The 20,986-nt window shown below is 57.8% G+C and carries 16 protein-coding genes; 9 read left to right on the top strand and 7 right to left on the bottom strand.

Going from position 1 to position 20,986, the window contains the following annotated elements; translation table 11 throughout:
• Nucleotides 1-62: 62 nt before the first annotated feature.
• Genes RI563_RS06690 through gshA form a run of 4 tightly spaced genes read right to left on the bottom strand, consistent with a single transcriptional unit; the run spans nucleotide 63 to nucleotide 3,742 of the window.
• Nucleotides 63-422: a NusG domain II-containing protein gene (locus RI563_RS06690; protein ID WP_310693592.1), complete on the bottom strand. Its 360-nt coding sequence runs from the start codon at nucleotides 420-422 to the stop codon at nucleotides 63-65.
• Nucleotides 419-1,483, bottom strand: coding sequence for an FAD:protein FMN transferase (locus RI563_RS06685; RefSeq protein ID WP_310693591.1), 1,065 nt, complete (start codon nucleotides 1,481-1,483; stop codon nucleotides 419-421). The genes RI563_RS06690 and RI563_RS06685 overlap by 4 nt, the downstream gene beginning before the upstream one ends.
• A gap of 8 nt (nucleotides 1,484-1,491) precedes the next feature.
• Nucleotides 1,492-2,442 (bottom strand): glutathione synthase, encoded by a 951-nt coding sequence (gshB, locus tag RI563_RS06680; protein ID WP_310693590.1) that lies wholly within the window; start codon nucleotides 2,440-2,442, stop codon nucleotides 1,492-1,494.
• Between the two features lie 4 nt (nucleotides 2,443-2,446).
• The gene (gene gshA / locus RI563_RS06675; protein WP_310693589.1) at nucleotides 2,447-3,742 is read right to left on the bottom strand and encodes a glutamate--cysteine ligase; all 1,296 of its coding nucleotides are present in this window, start codon (nucleotides 3,740-3,742) and stop codon (nucleotides 2,447-2,449) included.
• A gap of 354 nt (nucleotides 3,743-4,096) precedes the next feature.
• On the opposite strand from gshA, the gene pilG reads away from it, so the two are divergent.
• The 8 genes from pilG to RI563_RS06635 all read left to right on the top strand — a co-directional run bounded on the left by pilG (nucleotide 4,097) and on the right by RI563_RS06635 (nucleotide 16,053).
• Nucleotides 4,097-4,480: a twitching motility response regulator PilG gene (gene pilG / locus RI563_RS06670; protein WP_310693588.1), complete on the top strand. Its 384-nt coding sequence runs from the start codon at nucleotides 4,097-4,099 to the stop codon at nucleotides 4,478-4,480.
• 56 nt (nucleotides 4,481-4,536) lie between these two features.
• Entirely contained in the window at nucleotides 4,537-4,902 is a 366-nt protein-coding gene (locus RI563_RS06665; protein WP_310693587.1) for a PleD family two-component system response regulator, read from the top strand.
• A 5-nt stretch (nucleotides 4,903-4,907) separates the two neighbouring features.
• Nucleotides 4,908-5,459: a chemotaxis protein CheW gene (locus tag RI563_RS06660; protein ID WP_310693586.1), complete on the top strand. Its 552-nt coding sequence runs from the start codon at nucleotides 4,908-4,910 to the stop codon at nucleotides 5,457-5,459.
• Nucleotides 5,460-5,552: 93 nt separating this feature from the next.
• Nucleotides 5,553-7,580 carry a methyl-accepting chemotaxis protein gene (locus RI563_RS06655; protein ID WP_310693585.1) on the top strand — a complete coding sequence of 676 codons (2,028 nt, stop codon included), beginning with the start codon at nucleotides 5,553-5,555 and terminating at the stop codon, nucleotides 7,578-7,580.
• A gap of 36 nt (nucleotides 7,581-7,616) precedes the next feature.
• Nucleotides 7,617-8,498: a CheR family methyltransferase gene (locus tag RI563_RS06650; RefSeq protein WP_310693600.1), complete on the top strand. Its 882-nt coding sequence runs from the start codon at nucleotides 7,617-7,619 to the stop codon at nucleotides 8,496-8,498.
• Nucleotides 8,495-14,416, top strand: a complete 5,922-nt coding sequence (locus RI563_RS06645) for an Hpt domain-containing protein (RefSeq protein WP_310693584.1) — start codon at nucleotides 8,495-8,497, stop codon at nucleotides 14,414-14,416. The genes RI563_RS06650 and RI563_RS06645 overlap by 4 nt, the downstream gene beginning before the upstream one ends.
• Nucleotides 14,417-14,525: 109 nt before the next feature.
• The gene (locus RI563_RS06640; RefSeq protein ID WP_310693583.1) at nucleotides 14,526-15,545 is read left to right on the top strand and encodes a chemotaxis protein CheB; all 1,020 of its coding nucleotides are present in this window, start codon (nucleotides 14,526-14,528) and stop codon (nucleotides 15,543-15,545) included.
• Nucleotides 15,538-16,053 (top strand): chemotaxis protein CheW, encoded by a 516-nt coding sequence (locus RI563_RS06635; protein WP_310693582.1) that lies wholly within the window; start codon nucleotides 15,538-15,540, stop codon nucleotides 16,051-16,053. The genes RI563_RS06640 and RI563_RS06635 overlap by 8 nt, the downstream gene beginning before the upstream one ends.
• A 200-nt stretch (nucleotides 16,054-16,253) precedes the next feature.
• Here RI563_RS06635 and RI563_RS06630 read toward each other — a convergent pair whose 3' ends face one another.
• From RI563_RS06630 to RI563_RS06620, 3 genes are all read right to left on the bottom strand, one after another.
• Nucleotides 16,254-16,994 (bottom strand): 16S rRNA (uracil(1498)-N(3))-methyltransferase, encoded by a 741-nt coding sequence (locus RI563_RS06630; RefSeq protein WP_310693581.1) that lies wholly within the window; start codon nucleotides 16,992-16,994, stop codon nucleotides 16,254-16,256.
• Nucleotides 16,995-17,005: 11 nt separating this feature from the next.
• Nucleotides 17,006-18,358 (bottom strand): adenosylmethionine--8-amino-7-oxononanoate transaminase, encoded by a 1,353-nt coding sequence (locus tag RI563_RS06625; RefSeq protein ID WP_310693580.1) that lies wholly within the window; start codon nucleotides 18,356-18,358, stop codon nucleotides 17,006-17,008.
• Between the two features lie 133 nt (nucleotides 18,359-18,491).
• Nucleotides 18,492-19,457, bottom strand: coding sequence for a complex I NDUFA9 subunit family protein (locus RI563_RS06620; protein ID WP_310693579.1), 966 nt, complete (start codon nucleotides 19,455-19,457; stop codon nucleotides 18,492-18,494).
• A gap of 168 nt (nucleotides 19,458-19,625) precedes the next feature.
• Between RI563_RS06620 and RI563_RS06615 the strand changes: the two genes are divergently transcribed.
• Nucleotides 19,626-20,986, top strand: a 1,361-nt coding sequence (locus tag RI563_RS06615; protein ID WP_310693578.1) for an NAD-dependent succinate-semialdehyde dehydrogenase, incomplete at its 3' end; no start/stop codon positions are given.

The raw sequence follows: 20,986 nt of genomic DNA, 5'->3' as shown, positions 1-20,986 counted from the left end.
TGAATTATTTCTTACTTGCACCCAAACAACGGGCATAAGCGTCTTTGCGGTGAAACATAATATCAAAAGGCCAGCGCGTCGAAGCGGCTTTCGCCGCCGTGGATCTGGATGTGGATGCCGTTGGGCAGGCAGGCGATGACGTCGCCGGATTGTTGTTGCCAGCCGGCATGCACGCAGAACTGGCTGTTGCACGGCGAGGATTGAAAGCGGGCGCGACCGTGGTCGATTTCGATGACGCTGTCGCCGAGTTCGCCGGGCACCTGCACGGTTGTGTGCTGGTGCAGATCGTATTGTTTATACAAGCTATTACCCTGATAGATTTCCACGTGGGTGCCGGCCGTGGAAGGTTGCCAGGCGAAGTAATAGCTGCCGGCAACGATGAGCAGGACAATGCCCAGCAGCAGCCTGTCGGCGAGGGTCATGGCAGTGTCTGGATCACGGGATCGGTTTGCAGATCGGACAGTTCGATCCGCCCGGCCATGGCCGGTGTGAGATGCACGACACCCTGTTTGTCGATCAGCATCACCTGCTCGATGCCCATGTCACGGGCAATTTGCGGCCATTTTTCCGGACCGGCGATGAACAGGGCGGTGGAGGCGGCATCGGCCGTGGCGCCGTCGTGATGAATCACGGTCACCGAGGTGGTCTGGTCGGCCGGGTAGCCGGTGCGCGGATCGAGAATATGATGATAGCGCTTGCCGCCATATTCAAAATAGCGTTCGTAGTCGCCGGAGGTGAACACGGCCTCGTTGTCTCGCACATCCAGCCGGGCGATGACGCATTCGCTCTGGTTTTTATCGTCACACTTTTTGCGTGGATGACGCACACCGATGCGCCAGGGGCGATCGCCGTGGCGGCCGATCGCCATGAGATCGCCGCCGGCGTTGACCATGGCGTTTTCGATACCCACCGACTGCAAATAATCGATGGAACGTTGCACGGCCTCGCCCTTGGCGATGGCGCCCATATCCAGTCGTACGGCGGGATTGTCGTTGCTGATGCGCACGTTATCCACCTGGATGTCGCTCAGCTGCGGGTTCTGCGCCAGCAACTCGTCGATATCTGCCTGGCTGGGTGGAAAGTTGGCGAACAGATCTTCCTGATGAAACCCCCATAAACCGATCAGTTTGCCCAATGCCGGATTGAACAGGCCCTGGCTTTGCTCGGCCAGTTTGCGGGATTTTTCGATCAACGGCATGACCGAGATATTGCCGGTGAATTCACCGGTCATACCCAGCAGCTGGTTCATACGTCCCATGGGACCGGGGCGCCAGGGATGCCAGGCTTCGTGCATAAAGCTCAGATCCTCGGCCACAGCACTGATGGCCCGGTTGGCTTTTTCCTCCTCGACATCCCACAGGGTAATGGTGACCAGGGTGCCGAACACCATCATCGTGGTCTTGTGTTCCTGCGGTTCGGGTTGGCAGCCGCCCAGCAGAACGGAAAAGAGAAGCGTGATCAATAAAACGGTACGACGTGGCATGCTCATGGCTATTGGCTTAAATGTTGTTCGATACTGTGCATTAACTGATCGGCGATATTCAGCTGGTATTGTTCGTCCAGTTCGCGGATGCAGGTCGGCGAGGTGACGTTGATCTCGGTCAGGTAATCGCCGATTACATCCAGTCCGACGAAGATCAAACCCTTCTCGCGCAATACCGGTGCCACCTGTTTGCAGATGCGGTAATCATTGTCACTTAACGGCACGCCCATACCGCGTCCGCCCACGGCCAGGTTGGCACGGGTCTCGCCGGCGGCCGGGATACGCGCCAGGGCATAGGGGACCGGTTCGCCATCGATCAACAGGATGCGCTTGTCTCCTTCGGTGATTTCGGGAATAAAGCGTTGCGCCATGATCAAACGACGGCCGTGGCGGGTCATGGTCTCCAGAATGACGCCGGTATTGAGGCCCTCCTGTTGCAAACGAAATACCGAACTGCCGCCCATGCTGTCGAGTGGTTTGACAATAATGTCCCCATGCTTGTTCAAAAACTCGCGCAGTTGCACCGGCTGGCTGCTGACCAGGGTCGGCGGCATGCAGTCGGCAAACCAGGCGGTGAACAGTTTTTCATTGGCATCGCGCAGGCTCTGCGGTTTGTTGACCACCAGCACGCCGCGCGTCTCGGCCAGTTCGAGCAGGTGCGTGGCATAAAGAAAATCGAGATCGAAGGGTGGATCCTTGCGCATCAGGATGACATCCAGCTCGTCCAGTGCCAGTGCCTGTTCGTTGCCCAGCTCGTACCAGTTATCGGGATCGGCCTGAACGGTCAAAGGTCGACTGCGGGCGCCGGGGCGATTACCGTCCAGATAGAGATCGGGCTGCTCCATGTAGTGCAGCTGCCAGCCACGCCGACTGGCGGCCAGCAACATGGCCAGGGTTGAATCCTTTTTGTAGTTAATGGCCCCGATAGGGTCCATGACAATACCGAGCTTGACTGTCATGGGATCAGGGATGCTCGGCGTATTCGCGGGCGGCGGCCAGCAGGGCCAGACGGGCGATCACCCCATAGGCATAGAAGCGATTGGGATCGGCATCCGGCGCCTTGCTCTCGTCCGGGACGTTACAGGTTTCGGCAAAGGCGAGCGGTTCGAAATGCATTCCGGGGGCGTTGAGGTTCTCGTTGGTACCGCGTTCCTTATGTACGCGATAGAAACCGCCGACAACGAAATGGTCCAGCATATAAACCACCGGTTCGGCCACGGCCTGCTGATCGCCCCAGGTTTCGAAGGTGTAGACGCCTTCCTGCATGATCACCTGGGTGACGGCCTGACCGCCCTTGCTCTTGGACATGCGGGTGCGCTGCTTGCGATTGAGCTCCAGCGCCTCTTCGGCCGACTGGACGGCCATGATGCCCATGCCGTAGGTGCCGGCGTCGGCCTTGATGATGACATAGGGCGGTTTGTCGATGTTGTATTCATCGTACTTGGCCTGAATATCGGCCAGCAGCCGGGTGACATTCTTGTGCAGGCACTCCTCGCCCTCGCGTTTCATGAAGTTGATCTCGCCGCAGTTGCGAAACAGCGGGTCGATCAGCCAGGGATCGATCTCGGCCATGGCGGCAAATTCCCGGGCGACAGCGCGATAGTGGGCAAAGTGTTCCGACTTGAGGCGATCGGCCCAGCCCAGGTTGAGCGGCGGGATCACTTTCTGTTCCAGATCCTCCAGCAGATCCGGCCGGCCGCCGGAGAGATCGTTATTGAGCAGGGCGACACAGGGATCAAAATCCCCGATTTTCAGCCGTGCGCCGTCGCGCTCGGGTTTTTCCAGCAGGACATGGCGCCCGGAAGGGAGCTCGATGTTTTGTGGCAGTTCCAGATCGTCCATGAGACTGGCAACACGAACCTCGAAACCGCCCTTGCGCAGGATATCCATCAGCGTTGCGACACTTTCCATATAATAGGTGTTGCGGGTGTGGCTTTCGGGAATCAGCAGGACCTTGGCCGCATCGGGGCAGACCCGTTCCACGGCCGCCTGGGCCGCCTGGATACACAGCGGCATGAACGCCTCATTGAGATTGTTGAAGCCGGCCGGAAACAGATTGGTATCGACTGGCGCCAGCTTGAAACCGGCGTTGCGCAGATCCACCGAGGCGTAAAACGGTGCCGGGGTCTTGACCCACTCACTGCGAAACCAGGCTTCGATGTGTGCCTGGTGGGTCAACAGATGGGACTCGATGTCGTGCAGCGGCCCCGACAGGGCAGTGGTCAGATGGGGAACGGCATGCAGATGTTCAACACTCATGGATTTTCTCGCTGGCTTTTCACAACCTGAATATAGTGAAATACTACCCCAAGTTGGCGCTGGGCGCAGGCCCATCCGTCCCCGGTGAATCAATAACAAAATAAAGTATCGACAGAACCTGCCGTTATAAGCTGGAACATGTCCCTGAGGACAGCATTCTCCTGATCCGGAGTCCGGGTAACCGTTACACGCAGACGAAATTATTGAGAAAATATACGGACTTATGGATTGTTTCTCAAATCTGTGTTAAATATCTGAAACACTGGGCTATACTGGGTTTATGAGAATGAGAACAATTTCCAAATGGGCCCAGCCATTCAACGCAGGTGGATACAGGTGTTGGCAGAGCAAGCAATGACAGACAGTTATGAAGGTCTCAAGGTCCTGGTTATCGATGACAGCAAGACGATCCGCCGGACTGCCGAGACACTGTTAAAGAAAGTAGGGTGTGAGGTCATCACCGCCGAGGACGGCTTTGAAGCCCTGTCCAAGATCGCGGATACCCATCCGGACATTATATTTGTCGATATTATGATGCCCCGACTCGATGGTTATCAGACCACGGCCCTGATCAAGAACAACAAGGTCTTTCGGGAAACCCCGGTGGTCATGCTGTCCAGCAAGGACGGCCTGTTCGATCGGGCGCGCGGGCGTATCGTCGGCTCGGAACAATACCTGACCAAGCCTTTTACCAAGGAAGAATTGCTCGGGGCGATCAAGTCCCTGGTACTGGAATAAGCGGATAACGGGATAACGAGCAAGATAAAGTCAAGTTTTTCAGGAGGTTATGTCAGATGGCGCGGATACTGATTGTCGATGACTCCCCGACCGAGACTCATGTGCTCAAGGGAGTTCTGGAGAAAAACGGCCACCAGGTCGAAGCGGAGGATAATGCCGAAGCGGGGATCGCCCGCACCAAGGAGTCCCGCCCCGATCTGGTCCTGATGGATGTGGTCATGCCGGGCATGAACGGTTTTCAGGCGACCCGTGCGCTGAGCAAGGATCCCGAAACCCAGAATATTCCGATTATTATCGTGACCACCAAGGATCAGGAAACCGATCGCGTCTGGGGAATGCGCCAGGGCGCCCGGGATTACATCACCAAGCCGGTGGACGAGACGGAACTCAATAACAAGATCAACGCTGTTCTGGGCGGTTGAGCACGATGGCGGCGGTTCAGAGCCAGACGCCGTTTGCGCTGCTGCAGGAGATCGAAACCCGCAGTCAGCAAAAAGCGCTGGGGCTGCCGCAGAAGGCCGAGGTTCGCCGGACCTGGTCGGGGATCGGATTTCGTATTGGCGAACAGTATCTGGTTTCGCCCACCGATGAGGTACTCGAAATTCTCAAATACCCGCCATTGACCCGGGTACCCAGCGCGCTCTCCTGGGTCAAGGGGATCGCCAATGTTCGCGGGAGTCTGGTACCGGTGATGGATCTGAAAGCCTTTCTGGAAGAAGAGCCGATCAAACTGGCCCGCGAGTCGCGGGTTCTGGTGATTCAGCAGGGCGGTTTTACCAGTGGCCTGCTGGTGGAAGAAGTACTGGGAATGCGTCACTTTTTTGAAGAAGAGCGCAGTGAGCAGCTGCCGGGGGTTTCCGACAATCTGACGCCCTATCTTGGTGGTGCGTTCAAACAGGGGAATCAGGTCTGGGGCATTTTCGATATGCGTAATCTGGCGAAAAGCCCCCGGTTTATGGAAGTCGCCTCACGCGGTTAGAGGTGTCATGCAACAGCCTGTTCCGGCAAGGCGACGGGGCTGGACAACGAAAACAATGCCGGCAGGCACGAATGCGATGGCAGGAGTAAAGCAATGAAATTCAAAGGTATCACTTTAAAAGGAGAAATACCGACAGGCCGTCTGATTGCGCTATTGGGATTCGCGCTGCTGGCGTCGGTATTGCTCATGGGCGGGAGCTTCTTCCTCAACGCCCAGAAAGAAGCGGAAGACGTGGAATACGTCAACCGTACCGGTGGTCAGCGGGTTCTCTCACAGGAGATTGCCAAGTTCGCCAGCCAGGCGGCGCGCGGTGAGCTGGATGCCTTCCCGAAACTTTCCCGGGTCCGTAACCAGTTCGAGGATATTATCCGCTGGCAATCACAACGCACCCCGCCGGAAGCCCGGGCCGAGCTGAATGAGCTCAACAAGTCCTGGCAGCAGTATCGTAATAACGTGGACATTATTTTGAAAAACCGCGACGTGGTGACCACCATGCGCGAACATATCCAGAACATCAACGAGCAGATTCCGAATCTGCTGGCCCTGTCCGACGAGGTGGTCGCCACCATGACCGAGCAGCAGGCCCCGGCGGATCAGGTCTATATCGCCACCCGCCAGTTGATGTTGACCCAGCGTATTCACAGTAACGTTAACCGGGTACTGGCCGGGGGTGAGGAAGCGGTGACCGCCGCGGACCGCTTCGGTCGGGATGCCGCCCTGTTCGGCCGGGTTATCGAGGACATGTTGCGCGGCAACCGTAACATGGGCATTCGCCGCATCACCGACCCTGCCTCGCGCGAGAAGCTGGAACAGGTGCAGGAACAGTTCCGTTCACTGCGTAGCCAGGTTGGCGGGATTCTGGAACGTTCTCCGGAAATGTTCGACGTCTCCAACGCGGCCGAAGGGGTACTCAACCAGTCGGACGTAGTGCTGGCCAACATCGAGCAACTGGGTGATGCCTATGCCAGCGCGATCAAGCTGCGTTATGAGACTCTGCTGGTTTATGCCTTCGCGGCGTTAACCGTCGTGCTGTTGATTCTGATGGGGATTCTCTACTGGCGCGATTCCCGCAAACGACTGCAGGAAACCGAGCAGCAGCGTGCCGAAATTGCCCAGACCAACGCCCAGAACCAGGAAGCGATCCTGCGACTGCTGGATGAAATGGGCGACCTGGCCGATGGTGACCTCACCGTGAACGCCACGGTCACCGAGGATATCACCGGCGCCATCGCCGACTCTATCAACTACGCGATCGACGCCCTGCGTGGCCTGGTATCGGCGATCAACGACACCACCCAGCAGGTTTCCTCGGCAGCGCAGCAGAGTCAGGCCACGGCCATGCATCTGGCCGAAGCCTCGGATCATCAGGCCCAGCAGATCACCGGTGCCAGTACCGCGATTAACGAAATGGCGGTCTCCATCGAAGGCGTATCCAACAACGCCACCGAGCTGGCCGACGAAGCCCAGCGCGCGGTACAGATTGCGGGCAAGGGTTCCGACGCGGTGCAACGCACTATCCACGGGATGGACACCATCCGCGAACAGATTCAGGAAACCTCCAAACGTATCAAGCGTCTGGGTGAATCCTCCCAGGAAATCGGTGACATCGTGGAACTGATCAACGATATCGCCGAGCAGACCAACATTCTGGCCCTGAACGCCGCCATTCAGGCGGCCATGGCCGGTGAAGCGGGCCGCGGTTTTGCGGTAGTTGCGGACGAGGTTCAGCGACTGGCGGAACGCTCCGGTGACGCCACGCGGCAGATCGACGCACTGGTTAAAGCGATCCAGTCGGATACCAACGAAGCGGTGGCATCGATGGAAGAAAGTACCGCCGGGGTAGTTCACGGGGCCAAGCTGGCCCAGGACGCCGGTACGGCACTGGAAGAAATCGAATCGGTCTCCAGCAACCTGGCGGACCTGATCGAGCATATCTCCAATGCGGCGAAACAGCAGGCGACAGCGGCCACCAACATTTCCGACACCATGAATGTCATTCAGGAGATCACCACCCAGACCTCGGCCGGGACCAACGAGACCGCGGCATCCATCGGGAACCTGGCCGAACTGGCGAACGAACTGCGCCATTCCGTTGCCGGTTTCCGCTTGCCGCAGCAATAAGCGCGCGTCGTACTGGAGGAAGGTCGATTGACGGCTGTGCAGAACAAACCGTTGCCGGACACGTCCTCATCCATGCAAATGGATGAGGACCAGTTCGGTCGTTGGGCTGCCCTGCTGGAGGAGCGCACCGGGATCCATTTGCCCGAGCGCCGCCGTTCTTTCCTCATTTCCAGTCTCAACATTCGCATGCGCGAGCTGGGGCTGGACGATTATGAAGCCTATTTCCAGTATCTGACGACCGGCACCCGCGGTGCGGTGGAATGGGAAATTCTGGTCGATCGCCTGACCGTCCATGAAACCCGTTTCTATCGCGATGATCAGGCGCTCAATGTGGTGCGCCGGCACGCCCGCGAATGGCTGGAGCAAGATGCCGGCGAACGCGAGCGTTTTGAATTGTGGAGCGTCGGCTGCGCTACCGGCGAAGAAGCCTATTCACTGGCGATTTTGCTTGATGATCTGTTCACCCGCAAAGGCAGCCAGGCGTATCTGGGTATTACGGCTACCGATGTCAGCACTGCGTCTTTAAGTGCGGGGCGCAAGGGTATCTATCATCGCAACCGGATCAAGAATCTGCCCGATGCATTACAGTCGCACTATTTTGAAAGTGTCGATGAACAACACGTGCGGGTTATTCCCACGCTTCAGCAGCGTGTCTGTTTCATGCGCCAGAATCTGCTGGAGCTGGAACAGGCGCACATGGGGCAGATGAATATTATCTTTTGTCAGAACGTGTTGATCTATTTCCCGCGCGAACGGCGGCTCCAGATACTCGATTATCTGGTGGAGCATCTCAAACAAGGTGGTCTGCTGGTGCTGGGCGCCGGCGAGATCATTGACTGGCATAATCCGTTCGTGCGCAGCGAAAGTTTTCAGGGTGTACTCGCTTATCGTCGAGTTTCACAGGAGGTCGGGGGATGAGTGTGGATAACGGACTCGATCTCAACACCTTAAGCTGGGTCAAGTCGGAGCTGGACGATACTCTGGGGCAGGCACGTTCCTCGCTCGAGGTGTTTGTCGAGGACGAAGCCGACGAAACCCAGTTGCAGTTTGTCAAAAACTATCTGCATCAGGTCTACGGGACCCTGCAGATGGTCGAGCTGTACGGCGCCGCGCTGGCCGCCGAAGAAATGGAGAAACTGACCGACACCCTGCTGGAAGGCAAGATCGGTAACCGCAATGACGCCTTTGAAGTGTTGATGCGGGGTATTCTGCAACTGCCCGATTATCTCGATCATCTGCTGGCCGGCCATCATGATATGCCGATGGTCTTGCTGCCGTTGCTCAACGATCTGCGCGCGGCTCGCGGTGAAGCACTGCTTTCCGAAAACGCCCTGTTCAATCCCGACCTGGCGGTCAAGGCGCCGTCCAATGAGACGATCACCGGCGAAAACATCAGCGATCTGACCCGCAAGCTGCGGCATAACTATCATCTGGGATTACTGGGCTGGTTCCGGGATCGGGACAGCGATGCCTCGCTGGCGCGCATTGCCGAGGTTATCGACACCCTGCGCGAATCGGCCACCGAAGAAGAGATCAATCGCCTGCTCTGGGTATCCGGTGGACTGGTGGAAAGCCTGCGCCAGGGTGGTCTGGACAGTAATGTTTCCATCAAGTTGTTGCTTGGGCAACTGGATCGCCAGTTCAAGAAAATTATCGATAACGGCGTGACCGCGCTCAGTCATGAGCCGCCGTCGGAGTTGTTGAAGAACCTGCTGTATTACGTGGCCAACTCCCGCTCGGAAGGCGACCTGACGCAGGAGATCAAACAGGCCTTTAGCCTGGAAGACGTACTGCCGGATACCAGCACTCTGGAACGGGCGCGTGCCGATCTGACCGGCCCCAACGCACAGTTGATGCATACCGTTTCCACGGTGCTGCTTGAGGACCTGACCCGGGTCAAGGATAACCTGGACCTGTTTGTGCGTGCCGAAGAGCGCCATATCGATGAACTCAAACCACTCTGCGCCACGCTCAAACAGATGGGCGATACCCTGGGTATGCTGGGGCTGGGTGTACAGCGAAATGTGCTCAACGAGCAGCTCGAAATCCTCGAAGCCATGGTCGCCGGTGAACGGGAAGTCGATGACAACACCCTGATGGACATGGCCGGGGCGATGTTGTCGATCGAGAATTCACTGGGTGAAATGGCAACAGCCCGGGCCGCCAACGAAGAATACGATGAGTCGACCGACAAGGCCGAGAGTGCCGAGCGCCTGCAGGGCGCCGAACGGCAGAAACTGCTGCAAACCGTTATCGAGCAGGCCAAGATCGAACTGTCCAGGGTCAAGGAGTCGCTCAGCGATTTCAGCCGCAAGCCGGGTAACCGCGAGGTGCTCGACAACGTACCGCAGATTCTTGAACAGATCCGCGGCAGTATCCTGATACTCGATCTGGAACGGGCCGCCGGCCAGCTGCAACGCATCAATGATTATATTCATCGGTTGCACAGCGGCGAGACGGGTGCCGATGAAGACAGCATGGAACATCTGGCCGATGCGATCAGCAGTATCGAATACTATCTGGAATCGCTGGCCGGCAAGTGGGGTAATCCCGATGCCATTCTCGAGGTGGCCGAACAGAGCCTGGCCAAACTCGAACAGGCTGGTGGCGCGCCGGCGGCACCCGCCAGCCCCGCGCCGGTTGCTGATAATACCCAGCCCGATCTGGCGATTCCCGAGGACCTCGAATCCGGTCCGGTGGACGAAGATACGCTGGTGGATCTGTCAGCCCCGGAGGATGACGATTCTCTGCAGCTCGAACTCGATGACGAGACTGCCGGTGAGGAAGAGGACTCCCTGACTCTGGAAATCGAACAACCCGAGCTGGACGAGCCGGATCGCGAAGAACAGATCCTGGCCAACAGCAGCGATGACACGCTCAACGATCTGGAGCAGGAGGAGATTTCCCTCAGCGCCCCGCTACCCGAAGGCACCGGGGATGACGATGATGAGCAGAGCATCGTTCTGGAAACCCTCGATGATCTCAACGTCAACTTCGATAATCTGGATGATATCGGCCTTGAAAACGACGACAGCGGGCAGGCCGAGGCCCTGAGTTTTGATGAATCGGATTCCGCGGAGTTTGATCTGGGCGATCTCACCCCGGGCTTCGAAGAGCAGGGCGAACCGGCTGACGATGATTCGCAGTCCTGGAGGGGGGCGGCCGAACCGGAACCTGAGCCTGAGCCGGAATCCCCTGCCGAGCCCGAAGCGTCGGCCCCGTCCGCGAGTCAGAGTGCGCCGGCGATCGATGAGGTCGATGACGAGATCATCGAAATCTTCATGGAAGAGGCCGAAGAAGAACATGCCAATATCCAGCGGTTAATACCGCAATGGATTAATAACCAGCAGGATGAAGAGGCCCTCAAGGATCTGCGCCGCTCGTTCCATACACTCAAGGGCAGTGGCCGACTGGTTGGTGCCAGCGATGTCGGTGAGTTTGCCTGGGCCTTTGAGAACATGCTCAACCGGGTGATCGACAAGACCATTACGCCGGGCCCGGAAATGTTTCAGGTTCTCGAGCGGGCCGAGCAATCCCTGCCTGAAATGTTTGCCCTGTTTACCAAAAAAGAACGGCCGCCCCAAACCATCCTGGCATTAATGGGATATGCCGATGCCCTCAGCCAGGGAAAGCCGGTCGTGCTGGAGGACGCCGCTGAGTCAGCGGCACCCGCAACCGATCAGGCGCCAGAACCGGAATCAGAACCGGAAGCTGAAACGGAATCCGAAGCCGAAGTGCCGCAGGCAGACGTGGCAAAAGTCGAAACCGAAATGACTGAGGCTCCCGTCGCCCCGGAAGAAGCCTCGGCGGTGGAGCAAAGCGAAGACGAAGAGGCGGAACCGGAGATCGACCCCGTCCTGCTGGATATCTATCGCAAGGAAGTGGCCACACATCTGGCGACCCTGGAAAGCTATATCCAGGGCTGGCATGCCAACCAGGATCGCAGTGCCAGCAATGATTTGCTGCGGGCCCTGCATACGCTGACCGGCAGTTCCCGCACCACCGGTATTACCACGGTTTCCGAGCTGTGCAGTCTATTCGAAAAATACATCAAGGAATTGCAGCAATATCATCAGTCAGTGGATGCCACCGCCATCGGAGTGCTGCAAGAGCTGCACACTTTTGTCAGCCGGGTACTGGAGCTGATCGAACAGCCCGGGGCAGAATTGCCGGACAGCCGCGAATTAATGCAGTCCATCCAGTCGCTGCTGGACAACTTTGTGCCGCCGGATTCCAGCGCTTCTCTGCAGGAGTTACAGCAACCGGAACCCGAACCCGAACCCGAACCGGAACGCGAATCTGCTGCGGCTGCCCCGCAGGGGCCGCCGCCGGATTATGACGAGGAGCTGCTCGAGATCTTCATCGAAGAAGGTGAGGAGATCCTGGAGGAAAGCGATAACACTCTGTTGCAGTGGCGCGATGAACCGGATAACCAGGAACTGATCGAGGCCTTGCAACGTCAGCTGCATACGCTCAAGGGCGGTGCGCGCATGGCCGGGGTGACCGAGATCGGTGATCTGGGGCACAGTATCGAATCCATGCTGACCGCGGTTGTCGATGGCCACATGCCGGTGTCCCAGCCGATGTTCGGGCTCATGCAACGGGCCCAGGATCGCCTGGTCGGCATGCTGGAGAAGGTCAGGGACAACCAGCGGCCGTTACCGGCCGAGGATCTCATCCTGGAGACCGACGCTCTGCTGGGTCGCGCCGGTACGAGTGGGCCTGCCAACGAGACCGCGCCGCTCGAGCAGGAAGACATCGCCGAGGCACCGACCATGCCCGCTGCGGAAGAGACCGCGCCGGACGAACCGGAAGCGATTAGCCTGGAAGAGCAACCGGCCGTGGAGCTGGTCGACGAGCCCGCTGAGCCCGCTGAGCCCGCTGAATCCGCCGAAGCCCCGCCCTCTGCGACGACTACCGGGTCACAGGCACCGGCACCCGCCAGCGGCCAGGAACTGCAGGACGAGGAGGACGATGGCTCGCGGGACCGGCGCAAGGCCTCGCGGGTCCAGCACGAACAGGTGCGGGTCCGCGCCGACCTGCTCGATAATCTGGTTAATTTCGCCGGCGAGGTGAGCATCTATCGCTCGCGCATGGAGCAGCAGACCAATGCGTTCCGTTTCAATCTGCAGGAGCTGGACGATACGGTCTCGCGTTTGCGCGAACAGCTGCGCCAGTTCGAAATCGAGGCGGAGACCCAGATCCAGTTCAAAAAAGAAGAGCGCTTGGAAAAAGGCTACGATGATTTTGATCCCCTCGAGTTCGACCGCTTCACCCAGATGCAGCATCTGTCACGGGGGATGATGGAGAGTCTCAATGACCTGGACAGTATCAAGGGCATCCTGGGCAACGTGACCCGCGAATCGGAAACCCTGTTGCTGCAGCAGTCACGGGTCAATACCGAACTGCAGGAAGGCCTGATGCGCACCCGCATGGTGCCGTTTTCCGGTCAGGCGCCGCGCCTGCGTCGTATCGTGCGCCAGACCGCCGACGAGATGAACCGGCAGGTGGAACTGCAGATGCACGGCGTGGAATCGGAACTGGATCGCCAGGTGCTGGATCGCATCATTCCGCCCATCGAACATATGTTGCGTAATGCCGTCGCCCACGGCATTGAAACACCCGAACAACGTCAGGCCGCCGGCAAACCCGCCACCGGGACCATCAACATGGCCCTCTCCCGCGAAGGCTCGGACATCATTATCCGCGTCAACGATGACGGCAAGGGGATCGATCTGCAGGCGATTCACAAAAAAGCCATCGAACGCGGCCTGCTCAAGCCCGAAGACAAGGCGACCAAGGAAACCCTGCTCAATATGATCATGCAGTCCGGTTTCAGTACCGCCGAGCAAGTGACCCAGATCTCCGGGCGGGGTGTCGGCATGGACGTGGTCAACAGTGAGATCAAGCAGCTGGGGGGGCTGCTGGAGATCGATTCCCATGAAGGTCAGGGAACCCTCTTTACCATCAGCCTGCCGCTGACCCTGGCGATCTCACGCGCCCTGATGGTGTATGTCGGGGACGAGTTATATGCCGTACCGCTGCTTAACGTGCAGGGTGTGGAACGAATCCGTGGCGCGGAATTGCGTGAATTGATGCAAAACGAAAATCCTGCGTACCACTGGGTTAATGAAGATTATGAACTGATGCATCTGGGCAACCTGCTGGGCGGGCAGATACCGCCACTGCCCGATGACGAGGAGCGGGTTCCGTTATTGCTGGTGCGCAGCGGTGACTATCGCGCGGCCATCCGGGTGGAAGGTCTGACCGGCAGTCGCGAAATCGTGGTCAAACCGGTCGGCCCCCAACTGAGCACCCTGCGGGGTATATCAGGTGCCACGATTATGGGGGATGGCGGTGTGGTCCTGATTCTGGATCTGGCCGTGCTGGTCCGCCTGGCCGCCGTGCAGGGTGAAGAAGATGTGATCGAACTCACGCCGGAAGCCCAGCCTGTGGCACAAACCAAGCCAGTGGTCATGGTTGTGGACGACTCGATTACCGTACGCAAAGTGACCACCCGGCTGCTCGAGCGTTACGGTTTCGAAGTGGTACAGGCCAAGGATGGCGTGGATGCGCTTGGCCAGCTGCAGGAAACCGTGCCCGATGTCATGTTGCTGGACGTGGAAATGCCGCGAATGGACGGCTACGAACTGGCCGCGAACATGCGGGGCGACGAACGGACTCTGGATGTGCCGATTATCATGATTACATCCCGTACCGGCCAGAAACATCGACAGCGCGCCCTGGATGTCGGTGTCAACATTTATATGGGTAAACCGTATAACGATGCCACCTTGCTGGAAAATATCGATTCCCTGATCGGTAGCGAGGTGTAATTTCAATCGGTATTTTGCCAGGTTTGCAGGGCAGGAGCGCTCGCAGCGGCAGTCGTATGTATAACAAGCTGATAGCGGCACCGGCCGCTCCTGTGGATAACCAACTTTCATGTCACAAAGCCAGTTGCAGAATGAGTTACGCGGGACACGTATTGCCATAGCTTCCGGATCGTCGCGTCATCGCGAACATTTGCAACAGATATTCGAACGCACCGGTTTGCAAGTTGTCCTCAATGAACCATTCAGCGAGTACTTTATTGCCAAGCTCGCCGGTAACAGGATCGACGTGCTGTTGATCGAGCTGGATGAACGTAACGAGAGACATAACCAGTTACTCGAAGAACTGCTCGAATCGACCGACATCCCGATCATTTTCAATGATGTCAGTGCCCTGGCGTTCAATGAACCGGCGCGTCAGGGTAAATGGTTCGGCACCTTGATGGGCAAGATTGCCGAGATTACCGGGCACCTTGAATGGGAGACGCCCGATATCGATCTGGGCAGTTTCACCGTCAATGAAACCCTGCTGGCGCGAGATAACAGTCTGGCCAGTGAAGTCTGGGTACTGGGGGCATCACTGGGTGGCCCCGATGCGCTTAAACGGTTTCTGGCCGAATTGCCCTCGAATCTCCCGGCGAGTCTGATTGTGGCCCAGCATCTGGGTTCCAATTTCGAACCCTTGTTGGCCAGGCAACTGGATTGCATCAGCCCGTTGCAGGTCATGCCGGCCCGGGTCGGGCACACATTGCGTCATGGGGAAGTGATCGTGGCGCCGGTCAATCAGCGTTTGCAAATCAGCCCGATCGGGGTGATTCAGTTGTTACCGCTGGCGGGGCCCTCGTTTTATACGCCTTCCATCGATACGCTACTGACCGATATCGGGGCGCGTTTCGGGGCTAACTGTGGTGCGATTATTTTCAGCGGCATGTGTGATGACGGGGTGCTTGGCGTGCGTGCCATGCATGCCATGGGCGGGCCGATCTGGACACAGGAAGCTGATAGTTGCGTGATCAGTAACATGCCCGACCAGGTGCGCCAGGCCGGAGTGAGCAGTTATACTGGAACTCCGGAGCAATTGGCCGCTAAACTGGCAGAATATCTGACACAACGGCAGACGGAATATGGCTGAAACGACCCAAATTGATACGCGCCGTGACGGGATGGCGGTGACTGGCAAGCAGGCCAGTGATGCTATCCATTGTCTGCAGATCCCGATGTACGAAGAATCCATCCTGCTGCCCAATGCGGCGGTGGCCGAGGTGGCCGGTTATATCGAGCCCGAACCGCTGCCGGATGCGCCAGACTGGTATCTGGGCAAGATCAGCTGGCGTGAACACAAGGTCCCGCTGGTCTCCTTCGAGATCGCCAGCGGCGGCCAGAATCCGGGTAACCTGGGTGGTTCGCGAATCGCTGTACTCAATACCCTGCAGGGTAACCCTGACATGCCCTATATCGCCTTCATCACCCAGGGCATTCCCAGCCTCAAGCTGGTTCGCGAACAGCAGATCGTTCCCGACCAGCGCAACACCGACGAACGCCAGTCCATCGCCGGTTTCGTCCAGCTCGATGGCGTCTCCCTCGTCGTGCCCGATATCGACGACCTCGAAGCCCGCATCCAGCGCCTGCAGGTTGTTTGAATCGTTTTTTCGAATCCTCTGGGATGTAACGCGGAGGACGCGGAGGACGCGGAGGCGCGGAGGCGCAGAGGAAAAATTTTCTCTTGTGCCTAATAGCTAATAAAGAGCTATCGGTTCTTCAGTTGCCTTATCCAACCTTTAACATGGTTTAATCTCCGCGCCTCTGCGACTCCGCGACCTCTGCGTTATTATTTGTGGTATCAAGAAGTGGATTGATCCAGGTCCCCCCACAGGGTTTGGGCGGCTGTGAGGCCGGCGACGACGGCCGTTTCAGTGCGCAGGATACGCGGGCCCAGGCGGATGCCGATGGCGTCGTGTTGATACGCCTGTTCCCGCTCTGCTTCCGTGAAGCCGCCTTCCGGACCAATCATCAGGATCAGCTGTTGCGGTCGCGCGCATTGCGACAGGGTCTGCTGGCTACGCGGATCGAGGATCATGCGCTGGCCGGTTAATGTCAGCTCGAGGAAGTCCGCGTAACGCATGACATCATCCAGTTGTGGCAGGCGGGCGCGGCCGCTCTGTTCGCAGGCTCCCCGGATGATGCCCTGCCAGTGCTGGCGGCGTTTTTGCTCGCGCTTTTCATCCAGCTGGACCACGCAACGTTCGGTGACAAGCGGTGTCAGGCGGTTGATACCCAGCTCCACGGCTTTTTGCAGCGCATAATCCATGCGCTCGCCTTTGGCGATCCCCAGGGCCAGATGGGTATGCAGGGGCGATTCGTTGTCTGTTGCAGTGATGTTTTCGATCGTCGCCGTCGCCTGCTTTTTGGAAATGGCGGTTAACCGGGCCTGGTAATCATGACCGTCCCCGTTAAACAGTATCAGCATGTCGTCCGGCTTCAGGCGTAACACCTGGATGCCATGACGGATAGCCGTCTCATCCAGTTCAACATTGGCGCCGACGGCAAGCGGACAATTCTGGTAGAGACGGGGAATGCGCATGCGGCGTAGCTTTAGTTGTCGCGGGTAGCCAGATCGATCCCCTCGGTCATGACCCGTGCCAGATGTTCGATCTGTTCCGGGGTGATGACGTAGGGTGGCATCAGATAGGAGACATTACCCAGCGGACGCAGCAGGGCCTCGTTTTTGAGGGCATGCTGGTAGATAGTCAGGCCACGACGCTCCTGCCAGGGGTAGGGTTCGTTCGCCGCCTTATCCTTGACCATCTCCACGGCCAGGATCATGCCGGTCTGGCGGACCTCGCCTACATGCGGATGATCCTTGAGGTGTTCGGTCGCCCGTTGCATGGTCTGCGCAAGATGTTTGTTTTGCTCGATCACATCGTCCTGCTGGAAAATGTCCAGGGTGGCCAGTGCGGCGGCACAACCCAGCGGATTCCCGTTATAGCTGTGTGAATGCAAAAAGGCGGAGAGCTTTTCATACTCATCGTAAAAACCCTGATAGATCTTCTCGTGTGTCAGAGTGACGGAGACGGGCAGATAACCACCCGTTAGGCCTTTCGAAAGACACATGAAATCAGGTGTGATGTCGGCCTGCTCACAGGCAAACAGGGTGCCCGTGCGACCAAAGCCGACAGCGATTTCATCGGCAATGAGATGCACGCCGAACTCGTCGCACGCCTCACGCAACAGCTTGAGATAGATGGGATCGTACATGCGCATGGTGCCGGCACATTGCACCAGGGGCTCTATAAAGACGGCACAGACTTCATCGCCATGCTGTTCCAGCAGAGCGCGCATAGGCTCGAATTGCCGGGCGCTGTAATCGCGACAGCTTTCGCCCGGTTCACGGAAAAAGCAGTCCGGTGAGGGAGCGGTTATGACTTCCATCAACAGGGGTTTGTAGGTTTCCTTGTACAGGGCGACATCGCCGGCCGCCAGTGCTCCCAGGGTTTCGCCGTGATAGCTGTTGCTCAGGGTAATAAATTTAGTTTTTTCCGGCTTGCCGGTGTTATGCCAGTAGTGATAGCTCATCTTGAGCGCCACTTCGATCGCTGAGGAGCCGTTATCGGCATAGAAACAGTGCGCCAGGCCGGGTGGGGTTATCTCGATCAACCGTTCGGACAGCTCGATAACAGGTTCGTGAGAGAATCCGGCCAGGATGACATGTTCCAGGGTATCCAGCTGCTGTTTTATGCGGTCATTGATCCGCGGGTTGCAGTGCCCGAACAGATTGACCCACCAGGAGCTGATCGCATCGATATAACGATTGCCGTCGAAATCTTCCAGCCAGACGCCCTCGCCGCGTTTGATCGGCGTCATGGGAAGCCATTCGTGATCTTTCATCTGTGTGCAGGGATGCCACAGTACAGCCAGATCCCGTTGCATCAATTCCTGATTTGTCATGCTTGCCTCTGGTTTGTCATAGAGTTGCCTCTGGAGTCAGGCAGCTTCAGGGTAATACCGGGCCAGAAGGATGCATGGAACTGACTGTCAGTTCAACCTGCCCGGCGGTGGAATGATTGACTGACTTTGAAAGTTAGTCGCGCCGCGCCTTGCTGCGAAACAGCTGATAACGAGTTCGCCAGGTCTCGTGGCGCAGATATTGTGGCATGATCGCTTCCAGTGCGGCCGGTTCAATCCCGAAGACCTCGCGCAAAACCTGGTCACCTTCCGGGCAGATGCTGTCCATTTGCAGGGAGCGGTAGTTGTCGCGAGAGAAGGGCTTGCCCGGGGCATATTCGAGCAGGTTGGCCTGCAAGGCGGAGCCGAGTCGACCCAGCGGGATAACCCGGCGCCGGATGTCCAGCGTCTCGATAATCCGCTCGACGACTTCCTGCAGGGTATATTCATGTGGACCACACAGGTTATAACGCTGCCCGTAGGTGTTCGGGTCGTTAAGGCTCTGGCTAAAGGCATCGGCAACGTCACGGACATAAACGGGGGCAAAACGGGCGTTGGCACAGGCCAGCGGAAACAGCCAGGGGGTCTTTTTCAGCAGTGACGCGAAACGGTTGATGAAGCTGTCTTCCGGGCCGAAAATCACCGACGGGCGAAACGAAGTCACATTGAGATCGCCGGCGGCATGGACCCGGTGTTCTGCTTCGCCCTTGCTGCGAAGATAATAACTGCTGCCCGTGCCCGGATCGGCATTAAGGGCACTCATATGCAGCAGGCGTTCGATGCCATGGGTGCGACAGGTGCGGATGACCTTGTCACTCAACTCAACGTGGGCATGGTAAAAGCCTTTGCCGTTATCGTGTCGTTCATTGAGAATACCAACCAGATTGATCACCGCATCCTGATCGGCGAAAAAGCGGTTCAGGCTGCTCTCATCATGGACGTTGGCATCGAACACTTCCACCGTCGGCATCACCAGCAGTTCCCGATGTTCCTCCCGGCGCCGGGTCAATACCCGGATGCTGTGTCCTTCCCGGGCCAGACTGCTGATAACGTGATGTCCGACAAATCCGGTTCCACCAAGGATACAAATACGACGTTTCATGAGTGACTGACCTTATCAAATGGAGTGTATGGTTATCATTTGACCATATTATAGACATGCCAATGGGCGAAATGCGAGTCGAATAAAATTCAAGCATGAATGCGGATTTGGCGTCTATACTTTAAATAGGATAATTTAAGGGGAACGGCGAATGACAAAGGAGTCCGCATGAGTTTTGAAGTGATCAATCCGGCAACCGGTGAAAAAGAAGGCGAGTTTCCGGCCTGGGAAGATGCCCGGATAGACAATGCCCTGGCGGATACGGCAGCCGTTGCGCCGCAATGGGCCGGGCGTTCCATTGCCGAACGCTGCGAACTGATGCGCGGAGTCGCCCGGGTACTGAGGGACAATAAGGAAAAATATGCCAGCCTGATTACCCGGGAGATGGGTAAATTGATTGGCGAAGCCCGCGGCGAGATCGAAAAATGCGCCTGGGTTTGTGAATACTATGCCGATAATGCGCCGGAATTTTTACACGACGAGCCCATCGAAAGTGATGCCGGCAAAAGCTATGTGGCCTATCAGCCGCTGGGGACGGTACTGGCCATCATGCCGTGGAATTTTCCGTTCTGGCAGGTTTTTCGTTTTGCCGCGCCCGCCTTGTGCGCCGGAAATACCGGGCTGCTGAAGCATGCCTCTAACGTACCGCAATGTGCCGTGGCCATTGAGGAAATATTCCGGGAGGCAGGATTTCCCGATGGCGTGTTTACCACCCTGATGATTCGTGCCTCGCAGGTACAAAAGGTGATCGAGGATCCCCGGGTTCACGCCGTCACCCTGACCGGCAGCGAGCCGGCCGGGCGCAAGGTCGCCGCGGTAGCCGGATCGGTGTTGAAAAAGAGTGTTCTGGAACTGGGCGGGTCGGACGCCTTTATCGTACTGGAGGACGCGGATCTGGACGAGGCGGTCAAAAGCGCGGTGGCCTCACGCTTTCTCAATGCCGGACAGAGCTGCATCGCAGCCAAGCGATTTATCGTAGTGGATGCCATTGCCGAGGATTTTGTTGCCCGCTTCAAGGCCGGGGTCGAGAGCCTGCAGGCGGGTGACCCGATGGATGACAATACCAGCCTGGCGCCGATGGCGCGTACGGACTTGCGTGAGGAATTGCACAAGCAGGTCGTTGATACCCTGGCTGCCGGGGCGATCAATGTTACCGGCTGCGAGATCGACGAACAGCGGCCAGGGGCCTACTACAAGGCGTCTATCCTGGATCAGGTCGACCCCGGGATGCGGGCTTACAGTGAAGAGCTGTTTGGCCCGGTGGCTATCGTGATCCGGGCGCGCGATGAGGCCGATGCTCTGCGGATTGCCAACGACAGCACCTACGGGCTGGGCGGCAATGTCTGGACACGGGATACGGACCGGGGCGAACGACTGGCCCGGCAGATGGAATGCGGTTGCGCCTTCGTCAACAGCTTCGTCAAAAGCGATCCCCGTCTGCCGTTCGGCGGTATCAAGCACTCCGGCTACGGCCGCGAACTGTCCCACCATGGTATGCACGAATTCGTCAACGCCAAAACCGTGTGGAT

The sequence above is a fragment of the Thiohalophilus sp. genome (genome assembly GCF_031581315.1).
In the GTDB taxonomy this organism is placed as follows: Bacteria; Pseudomonadota; Gammaproteobacteria; order UBA6429; family Thiohalophilaceae; genus Thiohalophilus.
The sequence above is the reverse complement of the archived record's forward strand: the minus strand, read 5'-3'. Positions and strand labels throughout refer to the sequence as shown.

Excerpts from the sequence above, each read along its gene's own strand:
- pilG (WP_310693588.1), top strand. The coding sequence starts at position 4,097 with ATGACAGACAGTTATGAAGGTCTCAAGGTCCTGGTTATCGATGACAGC.
- RI563_RS06620 (WP_310693579.1), bottom strand. The coding sequence starts at position 19,457 with ATGAAACGTCGTATTTGTATCCTTGGTGGAACCGGATTTGTCGGACAT.
- RI563_RS06685 (WP_310693591.1), bottom strand. The coding sequence starts at position 1,483 with ATGCCACGTCGTACCGTTTTATTGATCACGCTTCTCTTTTCCGTTCTG.
- RI563_RS06645 (WP_310693584.1), top strand. The coding sequence starts at position 8,495 with ATGAGTGTGGATAACGGACTCGATCTCAACACCTTAAGCTGGGTCAAG.
- RI563_RS06630 (WP_310693581.1), bottom strand. The coding sequence starts at position 16,994 with ATGCGCATTCCCCGTCTCTACCAGAATTGTCCGCTTGCCGTCGGCGCC.
- RI563_RS06640 (WP_310693583.1), top strand. The coding sequence starts at position 14,526 with ATGTCACAAAGCCAGTTGCAGAATGAGTTACGCGGGACACGTATTGCC.
- RI563_RS06665 (WP_310693587.1), top strand. The coding sequence starts at position 4,537 with ATGGCGCGGATACTGATTGTCGATGACTCCCCGACCGAGACTCATGTG.
- RI563_RS06655 (WP_310693585.1), top strand. The coding sequence starts at position 5,553 with ATGAAATTCAAAGGTATCACTTTAAAAGGAGAAATACCGACAGGCCGT.
- gshB (WP_310693590.1), bottom strand. The coding sequence starts at position 2,442 with ATGACAGTCAAGCTCGGTATTGTCATGGACCCTATCGGGGCCATTAAC.
- RI563_RS06690 (WP_310693592.1), bottom strand. The coding sequence starts at position 422 with ATGACCCTCGCCGACAGGCTGCTGCTGGGCATTGTCCTGCTCATCGTT.
- RI563_RS06660 (WP_310693586.1), top strand. The coding sequence starts at position 4,908 with ATGGCGGCGGTTCAGAGCCAGACGCCGTTTGCGCTGCTGCAGGAGATC.
- gshA (WP_310693589.1), bottom strand. The coding sequence starts at position 3,742 with ATGAGTGTTGAACATCTGCATGCCGTTCCCCATCTGACCACTGCCCTG.
- RI563_RS06635 (WP_310693582.1), top strand. The coding sequence starts at position 15,538 with ATGGCTGAAACGACCCAAATTGATACGCGCCGTGACGGGATGGCGGTG.
- RI563_RS06625 (WP_310693580.1), bottom strand. The coding sequence starts at position 18,358 with ATGACAAATCAGGAATTGATGCAACGGGATCTGGCTGTACTGTGGCAT.